Genomic DNA, 673 nt, shown 5'->3' on the forward strand with positions numbered 1-673 from the left:
TCGGTATCCTCATTGTTGAAAGATTCCGTGAACTTGTTGAGTACGTCTATCGCGTCTTGAAGCATCTCTCTAGTTTTCTCTTTTTTGGCTAACGCCGAAGTGTCACGACGAAGGAGGCGGAGCCTCCGGAGTTGTGACGACTGACTGGTTATGATATTTTTCTATCATTCTTAATGAAAGCTGATTGTACGTACTCATAAATTTTTCGAGACGACCTAAGTCTTCGTGGGTAACTACTGATCTCCCATCTTCTAGTTTCTTTACTTCGAGTTGCACAAACACATGAAGTATCTCCGCATTTTCATCATACTTGGATGGGACGAATTCCTTTAGTCCTGGATATTTGATGAAGGCCTTCATGTTCGAAGGGACGCTCATTTTTGGAGGGATATTGATAGTGGCGTAAATGTAGGTCTTACCCTCTGTTTGATCCGTTTTGAACCGCTCAATAGGATCCTCGCCAAGAATTGTCGATGATGGTACCGTTCTCTTGTAGGTTGCTTTCGTCGATTCTGTCGTTTCGCAGCCATGGAAAAACATCGTCGCTAGAGCAGCTAGAAGTATGGAAATTCTTTTCATAACGCAGAGTCCTCACGCGGAGGGGGCGGCAGCCCCCGGAGTTGTGAGCGACGACTTGATATGCTCTTCTTTCTTTTCGTCTTCCCAAACTGTG

General features: G+C 45.0%; 1 protein-coding gene. It reads right to left on the minus strand.

The features are described from left to right. Positions 1-102: 102 nt before the first annotated feature. Positions 103-579: a hypothetical protein gene (locus tag JIN87_RS28000; RefSeq protein WP_200360060.1), complete on the minus strand. Its 477-nt coding sequence runs from the start codon at positions 577-579 to the stop codon at positions 103-105. Positions 580-673: the final 94 nt, after the last annotated feature.

The sequence above is a fragment of the Pelagicoccus mobilis genome (genome assembly GCF_016595505.1).
Lineage (GTDB): Bacteria > Verrucomicrobiota > Verrucomicrobiia > Opitutales > Opitutaceae > Pelagicoccus > Pelagicoccus mobilis.

Coding starts and splice junctions, on each gene's coding strand:
- JIN87_RS28000 (WP_200360060.1), bottom strand. CDS start 579: ATGAAAAGAATTTCCATACTTCTAGCTGCTCTAGCGACGATGTTTTTC.